General features: G+C 60.1%; 6 protein-coding genes and 2 pseudogenes. 4 read left to right on the forward strand and 4 right to left on the reverse strand.

The annotated features are described in order from the left end of the window. Window positions 1-85 precede the first annotated feature (85 nt). Entirely contained in the window at window positions 86-1,405 is a 1,320-nt protein-coding gene (locus KZH41_RS21795) for an ATP-binding protein (protein ID WP_094950794.1), read from the reverse strand. Next, entirely contained in the window at window positions 1,405-2,100 is a 696-nt protein-coding gene (locus tag KZH41_RS21800) for a response regulator transcription factor (protein WP_263273684.1), read from the reverse strand. The genes KZH41_RS21795 and KZH41_RS21800 overlap by 1 nt, the downstream gene beginning before the upstream one ends. A gap of 176 nt (window positions 2,101-2,276) precedes the next feature. Here KZH41_RS21800 and dsbD point away from each other — a divergent pair, with 176 nt between their 5' ends. From dsbD to dsbG, 3 genes are read left to right on the forward strand one after another with little or no spacing between them, the layout of a single operon-like run. After that, window positions 2,277-4,004 carry a protein-disulfide reductase DsbD gene (gene dsbD, locus KZH41_RS21805; RefSeq protein ID WP_263273685.1) on the forward strand — a complete coding sequence of 576 codons (1,728 nt, stop codon included), beginning with the start codon at window positions 2,277-2,279 and terminating at the stop codon, window positions 4,002-4,004. Beyond that, window positions 4,004-4,849, forward strand: a complete 846-nt coding sequence (locus tag KZH41_RS21810; protein ID WP_094950791.1) for a TlpA disulfide reductase family protein — start codon at window positions 4,004-4,006, stop codon at window positions 4,847-4,849. Before dsbD ends, KZH41_RS21810 begins: the two co-directional genes overlap by 1 nt. Beyond that, on the forward strand, window positions 4,825-5,586 hold the full coding sequence (dsbG, locus tag KZH41_RS21815; protein ID WP_263273686.1) for a thiol:disulfide interchange protein DsbG: 762 nt from the start codon (window positions 4,825-4,827) through the stop codon (window positions 5,584-5,586). Before KZH41_RS21810 ends, dsbG begins: the two co-directional genes overlap by 25 nt. Window positions 5,587-5,853: 267 nt before the next feature. On the opposite strand, the pseudogene KZH41_RS21820 reads toward dsbG, so the two are convergent. Together KZH41_RS21820 and KZH41_RS21825 are read right to left on the reverse strand one after the other, a co-directional pair. Next, a pseudogene (locus KZH41_RS21820) lies at window positions 5,854-6,852 on the reverse strand (chitinase); the annotation flags it as partial. Window positions 6,853-6,892: 40 nt separating this feature from the next. Beyond that, window positions 6,893-7,528, reverse strand: a complete 636-nt coding sequence (locus KZH41_RS21825; RefSeq protein WP_263273687.1) for a lytic polysaccharide monooxygenase auxiliary activity family 9 protein — start codon at window positions 7,526-7,528, stop codon at window positions 6,893-6,895. A 412-nt stretch (window positions 7,529-7,940) separates the two neighbouring features. Between KZH41_RS21825 and KZH41_RS21830 the strand changes: the two are divergent. After that, window positions 7,941-8,117, forward strand: a pseudogene (locus tag KZH41_RS21830) (IS5/IS1182 family transposase); the annotation flags it as partial. Between the last annotated feature and the right edge of the window lie 18 nt (window positions 8,118-8,135).

Genomic DNA, 8,135 nt, shown 5'->3' on the forward strand with positions numbered 1-8,135 from the left:
CGTTCAAGCGCAAAAAAATTACCGCCATCCTGAAGTGCTGAACTTCAAAAAGGCGGTAATTATTTGGCACCTTAAAAGAACGTGATCAGCGCCGCAGCGGCATGCCCAAGTCAACCCGCAGGCCATCCGGCTGGCTGTCGAATTTCAACGAGCAGGAGCAGCGCTGCACGATAGCCTGCACAATCGCCAGGCCCAGTCCACACCCCTCGCTGCTGCCATTGCGCCAGAAACGCTGGGTCAGGTATTGCAGGTCATCACTGGAAATCTGCTTGCCATGGTCACGCACGCGGAACACCACCGTGTCGGCGCTGGTGAATACATCCAGCTCCACGCGCGTGTCGCCCGGGGTGTGGCGCAGGGCGTTATCCAGCAGGTTGCGCAAGGCAGCGACGGCCAAGGCCACCGGCATTTCTACCGGGGTTTGCGTGAGGTTGTCCGCCAGGATCAGGTCGATACGCCGGTTATCGCCGGCGTTGGCGTCCTGGATCGCCAGCCGTGCGACTTGTTCAGCACTGGATTGCAAGCCATCGTCGAACGACAGGCTGCCCTCCACCCGCGCCAACAGCAGCAATTGCTCCAGGGTGCGGTGCAAGCGGTCGGCGCCCTCTTCGGCATGAGCCAGGGATTGGTCGCGGGCCGCACCGTCGGTCATGCGCGCTACTTGCAGGTGGGTCTTGATCGCCGTCAGCGGGCTGCGCAGCTCATGGGCGGCATCGCCGGTGAGCCGGCGCTCACGCTCGATGGCCTTGGCGATGCGTTGCAACAGTTGGTTTTGGGTGTCGAGCAGCGGCTTCAGCTCGCTGGGCAGCGGGTGAATTTGCAGGGGTTCGAGGGAGTCAGCACTGCGGCGCATCAACGCATCGCGCATGCGGTTCAGCGGCACCAGGCTCTGGCCGATGCCCAGCCACAGCAGGCACAGGCAACCCAGCAAGGCCACGCCGACCGGCACCGAAGCCGCCAGCAGGATCGACAGGTTCAGCGCCTCACGCTCCACTTGGCGATCGGCAGTGGTGATCAGCAGGTCGCCACGGGACAGGGTGAAACTGCGCCAGCCCACGCCGTCGATGACCTGATCGCGAAAGCCGCTCTTGCGCGACTCCAAGCCTTCATCCGGAGTGGTATGGCTGCGCGCCAGGACTTCCCCGCGCAAGGAACTGACCTGGCAGGCCATGCCACCCGGCACATTCAGTTGTTCGGTGCGCAACTGCGTACCGCCGCTCACGCTGGCAAGGCCCGGCATCTGCTCGGTCAGACCCGCCACCATGCGTGCCGACGCGACCAGACGCTGGTCGAGGGAAAACATCATCTGGTTGCGCAGGTCGTTGAGCATCCAGGCTGCCGCCAGCAGCCAAATCAGCACAAAGGCAGCGCCCAGCTTGAACGTCAGGCGCAGGCGCAGGCTCATCACGAAGCGTTTTCTCCATCATCCAGTGCACCACCGTCCGCCACGCCCAGGCGATAACCCAGACCGCGCACGGTCTCGACGATGCCATTGCCCAATTTGCGCCGCAGGTGGTGGATATGCACGTTGAGGGCGTTACTTTCCAGCTCGTCGTTGAAGCCGTAGACGCTGTCCTTGAGCTGTTCGCTGGACAGCACCCGGCCCTTGTTGTGCAGCAGTGCCTGCAACAACGCTTGTTCGCGACGGGAAAGGTCCACCGGCTCGCCGGCCAGGAAGGTTTCGCGGCTGCTGGGGTCATAGGCCAGACGGCCGTGTTCGATCAGGTTGATTCTGCGCCCCGCCACCCGCCGCAGCAGGGTTTGCAGGCGTGCAGCAAGCTCGCGCAAGTCGAAGGGTTTGAGCAGGTAGTCGTCGGCGCCGGCTTGCAGGCCGTCGACGCGATTAGTTACCGAGTCGCGCGCGGTAAGGATCAGCACCGGAATTTCCAGGCCTTGGCTGCGCTGTTGCTGCAGCAACTTGAGGCCGTCTTCGTCGGGCAAACCGAGGTCGAGCACCATGATGTCGAACGTGGCAGCCCTGAGCATCGCCCGCGCGGCAGCGGCCGTAGCCACGCGCTCGACGGTAAAGCCTTGGGCGCCGAGGCCAGCAACAATGCCGCTGGCGATCAGTTCGTCGTCTTCACAGACCAGTACGTGCATGGTTAACCCTTCATGAAAGATGGGGAGAATTAAAGGTGCGGCGGATTAAGCGCCGATTATGCCGTGAAAACAGGCGCACTCGGGCATTCCCTCACTTTAGAATAGCGCCCGGTTAATCATCGGTTAATCAACGCCACACATTGTGTGCCTAACTTGCATCAAACTAAGGCGTGTCCATGCGGTATTTGTTTACCTTTCTGCTGGTGTTATTCGCGGGATTCGCCCAGGCCGCGCCGGGCAATCCATTCGAGACCAAACCCGACTTCCTCCCGGTGGGCAAAGCTTTCACCTTTACCTCCGAGCGTCTTGAAAGTGGCGAGACCCAGCTGTATTGGCAGATTGCCGACGGTTATTACCTCTACCAGCAGCGCATGAAGTTCGAGGGCCTGGCCGAGAAGCCCGTATTGCCGCAGGGTGAAGCCCATAGCGACGAGTTCTTCGGTGAGCAGCAAGTGTATCGCCAAGGCCTGGAAGTGAAGATTCCTGCCGGCGCCACCGGCCAGATCAAACTGAGCTGGCAGGGCTGCGCCGATGCGGGGCTGTGCTACCCGCCGCAGTCGACCACCGTGGACCTGGGTGGCAACCCGGCCGTTGCCGCTACCGCCCAAGCCCAGGACGAGAGCCTGGCCAGCGGCCTGCAGCAGCGCAGCCTGGGTTGGAGTCTATTGGTATTCTTTGGCCTCGGCCTGTTGCTGGCATTTGCCCCGTGCTCGTTGCCGATGCTGCCAATCCTCGCAGGCCTGGTGGTCGGCAGTGGCGCCAGCCCGCGCCGTGGTTTTGCCCTGGCCAGCAGCTATGTGGTGTGCATGGCGCTGGTGTATGCGGCCCTTGGCGTATTGGCCGCGTTACTCGGCGGCAACCTCGCCGCACTGCTGCAAACGCCGTGGATTCTGGGCAGCTTCGCCGCGCTGTTTGTAATCCTTGCGCTACCAATGTTTGGTTTCTTTGAACTGCAACTGCCGACCTTCCTGCGTGACCGCCTGGACAACGTCAGCCGCCAGCAAAGCGGCGGCAGTTTGGTGGGCGCCGGCATTCTCGGTGCACTGTCCGGTTTGTTGGTGGGGCCGTGCATGACCGCGCCGCTGGCCGGCGCCCTGCTGTATATCGCCCAGAGCGGCAATGCGCTGCACGGCGGCTTGATCCTGTTTGCGATGGGCATCGGCATCGGTATTCCGTTGTTGCTGCTGGTGACCGTGGGCAACCGCTTCCTGCCTAAACCGGGTACTTGGATGAATGTGCTCAAGGGCGTTTTCGGCTTCCTGTTCTTGGGCACGGCGGTGCTGATGATTCGCCCGGTCGTCGGCGAAAGCCTGTGGCTCGGCCTGTGGGGCGCATTGGCGCTGGTGATGGCCTACTGCGGCTGGAGCCTGGCCCGCGAGTATGGCTTGGCGGCCAAGGTTTTTGGCGCTGGTTCCCTGGTGCTGGGCCTGTGGGGCGCCGTGCTGGTGGTGGGCGCAGCCGGAGGCAGCGACGACCTGTGGCAACCGCTGAAGGTCTACAGCGGCTCGCAGGTGGGCGCTGCACCGAGTGCCCATGACGCCTTCATGACCATCAACGACCCGGCCGCGCTGCAAAGCCAACTCGACAGCGCCAAGGCTCAGGGCCAATGGGTGCTTGTGGATTACTACGCCGACTGGTGCGTGTCGTGCAAAATCATGGAAAAACAGGTGTTCGGCAAACCCGAAGTGATGGACGCCCTCAAAGATGTGCGCCTGCTGCGCCTGGACGTCACTGCCGACAACGCCGCCAGCCGCGAGCTGCTCGGCCGCTACAAGGTGCCGGGGCCACCGAGCTTCGTGTGGATCGGCCCGGACGGTGAAGAACGCCGCGCCCAACGCATCACCGGCGAAGTGGATGCCACCGCCTTCCTGCAACGTTGGTTACAGACCCGGGACGCGCGCTGATGCTGACCCTGACCATCGGCACCTTCGCCATCGCCCTAAATCACATCCTGCTGATCAGCGCGCTGATTCTCGCCACCGTGGTGGGTTGGCGCGTGGCCAAGCACGGCGGTGAAAACCCGGAGTCAGTGCTTTTCAGCCTGTTCCTGCTGGGCATGCTGGTGGCGCGCATTAGCTTTGTATTGATGTATTGGAGCGACTACCGCCACGACCCGCTGCAAATGGTCGACCTGCGCGACGGCGGTTTTCTCGCCTGGCCCGGCGTGATCGCGCTGGTGCTCGGTGCACTGCTGTACGGCTGGCGCCGCCCTGCGCTGCGCAAACCGCTGAGCGCCGGGGTGATCACCGGGCTGCTGTTCTGGGGCATGACCAGTTTATCTCTGAGCCTTTACGACAAGGGCGCGCAACTGCCGGATATCACCTTGCGCAATGCCAATGGCGACGTGGTGCAACTGGCCGATTACAAAGGCGGCCCGCTGGTGATCAACCTCTGGGCCACCTGGTGCCCGCCGTGCCGACGGGAAATGCCCGTGCTGGAACGCGCACAGCAACAACGCCCCGACGTGACCTTCCTGTTCGTCAACCAGGCCGAAAGCATGCAAAGCGTCAGCACCTACCTCGCGACCCAAGGCCTGACTCTCGACAACATGCTGTTTGACGCCAGCGGCCGCCTCGGCCAGGCCGTGGGTTCCATGGCCTTGCCGACCACGTTGTTCTACCAAGCCGACGGGCGCCTGATCAACAGCCACCTCGGTGAGCTGTCCCAAGCCAGCCTGGCCCGTGCCATGGAACCCTTCGACACCGCCCCTGAAAGGAAACCGACATGCCTCGCCTCCGCCAACTGCTGACCCTGCTGCCGCTGACGCTCGCGGCCACCCTGGCCCAGGCCGAAGACTGGCCGGCACCGATCAAACAGATCGAAGCCAAAGGCGCCAAGATCCTCGGCAAGTTCGATGCCCCCAGCGGCCTCACCGGCTACGCCGCGCAGTACCAGAACCGGGGCATGGCCCTGTACCTGACCGCCGACGGCAAAAGCGTGATCGCCGGCAACCTGTACGACGCCGACGGTAAAGACCTGAGCACCGCGCCCCTGGAAAAACTGGTGTACGCGCCGATGGCCAAGGAAGTCTGGGCCAAGATGGAACACAGCAACTGGATTCAGGACGGCGATAAAAACGCGCCGCGCACCGTCTACCTGTTCAGCGACCCTAACTGCCCGTACTGCAACATGTTCTGGGAACAGGCGCGGCCGTGGGTAAAAGCCGGCAAGGTGCAGTTGCGCCACATCATGGTCGGCATCATCCGCGAAGACAGCCCAGGCAAGTCGGCCGCCCTGTTCGCCGCCAAAGACTCGCAAAAAGCCCTGGAAGAACACGAAGCCGCCGGCAAAGGCAGCAAATTGCAGGCGCTGGACAAGATCCCGGCGGATATCGAAGCCAAACTCGATGCCAACATGAAGTTGATGGAAGAGCTGGAATTGTCGGCAACGCCGGCGATTTTCTACCTGGATGACAAGGGTGGGTTGCAGCAGCAGCAAGGCGCACCATCGCCGGACAAGCTGGCGAAGATTCTGGGGCCGAAGTAATCGGCGTTTCCCTAAGACTGTTTCAGGCTTGCCCAACAGAAAACGAGCAAAGCAAATTCATAGAAAACCGCATGAAGATTTGAGCTTGACGCAAAAAATCCGATGCCCAAACAGGCATCGGATTTTGTTTCATAAAGCCAACGATCAGATCATAAACATAGCGGCTTGAGATCAGGCACGTCTGCCAGATGTCTCTTTGCGCTACTGCCGATTGGCGACTTCGAGATCCGCCTCATCCTCACCGAGGCCAGAGAGATGAGTGCCTTTGATCAACGGCCCATAACGGCGGCTGAATTCCCCGTTGTAGGGCACGTGGTCTTTGCTGATCCCGTTATCCCAATTCACCGACCATGTCATCAGGCCCTTGATCGACAACCCTTTGTCGTACAAACGCTTGAATGCATTGGTCACGGCTGCGGGGTTGATCACATAACCGGTGGCGGCTGCGTCGACGTTGGCCGGGAGGCCAATGACGAACTTGTCCGCCGGTATTTTGGTAAACCCTCGCGTTCCGCTCACCAGACTTTCGGTCAGGTAAAACAGGAAATCCTCTTTCATCGCGTCGTTGTTCTGGGCAATCCAGGCACCGTTGCCGTTGTTGACCTCCTGCACCCAGATCCCATCGCCCCCCTGGTTGTAATACTGCGGGGCAATGAAGTCGTAATAGCCTTCCAGCGCCTGGAGGTAACCGACGTATTTGCCGGCGGTGGTCAGGTAAGGAAACTCCGGCGCCATGCTGATAATGAAGTGTTTGCCTTCACCAGCGTAATGGTCCTTGACCAGTTTCAACGCGGCGGGCAGGACAGTCTTGTTGTCGGCGAAATCAATCGCGCTCTGTTCAAGATCGATGTCCAGGCCATCAAAGCCATAAGTTTCCACCAGGCGGATAATCTCGTTGGCCAGTGGCTGTTCGTTGCCTTTATGCAACTCGATGTGCGCATCGGCGCCGCCAAGGGAAATCAGCACCGCCCTGCCCTGGCTGTTTAGCACGCCCACCTGGCGGCGGAACTCGGCGTCGGACAGGTTGTACGGCTTGAACGTTGGGATACCGTTGCCTTTCATGAAGGCCACGGCCACCACGTTGTAATACCTCGGCACGTCCGCCAGGCTCATATTGGCGAATTGGCCACGCTGGTAGCCGTCGCTCGCGCCGGCAGGCCAGTTGTGCCAGAAGCCCATGAGGATCTTTTTGCCGGCAATGCTCGGCATCAGCGAGGCGACATCGTTCAGCGGCGATTTCAGTAAGGTGAAGTCAATCTTTGACATGTTCTAATCCTTCAGAACGTATGGGTTTAACGGCGTGGGCTTATTTGAAGTCCACGTCGAAGGCTTGATAGAAGGCGTTGCCGGTGTTGGCGACGATCCACATCAACACGATCACATGCTTGCCCTTTTTGTTGGCCGGCAGTTTCACTTCGTGATTGACCTTGGCCTTCAGTTCACCTGCATGACTGAAGTACGGCACCTGGGTATAGAAGTCTTCGGCGAACGGCTGGGTTTCCAGTTGTGCTCGGGTGATGCGCTGTTTCGGATCCCAGCCATCCTTGGTGATCAGCCAGCGATAGCCACGGGTGGTGTGCGGCGCGGTGTATTCCCAGGTGACCTTGAAGGTCTGACCCGGGTCGACATTGAGCAGCGGCCAGGTGAAGTCGCGGCTGAGTTTCTTGGCCATTTCCTCGTTGGTGAAGTTGATGCAGTCACGGGCATCGGTCTTGCCGCCGCTGAGGATGAAGCCGTCGGCTGGTGGAGTGACGCTGTCAGTGTCGGTTTGATAAGGCGCCGGGAACGGACCGGCAATCAGTGCCGGAAAGTTCTTGCCGCCTTCCATTTCATTGACCTGCCAGGTAGCCAGCAGGCCGAGATCCACGGCGACTGCGTCACGGCTGGAAGGGGACGTGACACGACCATGGCGAAGAGGTGTCTGGGTTTGTGGTTTGTTCATTTGTTACTCCATTGAGATTGATTAAGAACTCTCCTTTCCTTAAGGAGAGAACCTCAAACTAACGGAGTTGCTTTTTTTTTCCACAGGCCCATTTTTCACTCATTTTCTTCTCATGAGACGATAGACCCGCAAACACTGTATATAAAAACAGTATAATGGCAATAACCTACGCCACCAGAGGTCAATTTCCTACAATTCAAGGCGCAAATAGACACAGCGTCTCTCGCAAATCGCCTTAGCCCGTTCGTAAGTGATGGCCCTCTGCACGTGACGAGGCATTGGCCTGGCGGCGAGAAAGAATTTCTAGGGAGCGTTCTCAATCAATCAGATGTGCTGAAAGCCACCCTCACCACCTGGCCAGAGCCACGCATGAGCCCGATGGGCTTCTGCGACTTCGAACGGTTACTGACAGGAAAAAGATCTGTCCCCGCGCCAGGGCACCCTCGTCGATGCCACGATTATTCATGCTCCCAGCTCAACCAAGAACGAGGGAGGCCAGCGTGATCCTGAGAGGCATCAGACCCAAAAAGGTAACCCGTGCCACTTTGGAATAAAGGCCCCTCTCGGCGCCGATGTGGATTCTGCGTTAAGCAACGCTGAAAGTCGT

It is taken from the genome of Pseudomonas sp. YeP6b (genome assembly GCF_025642995.1).
In the GTDB taxonomy this organism is placed as follows: Bacteria; Pseudomonadota; Gammaproteobacteria; order Pseudomonadales; family Pseudomonadaceae; genus Aquipseudomonas.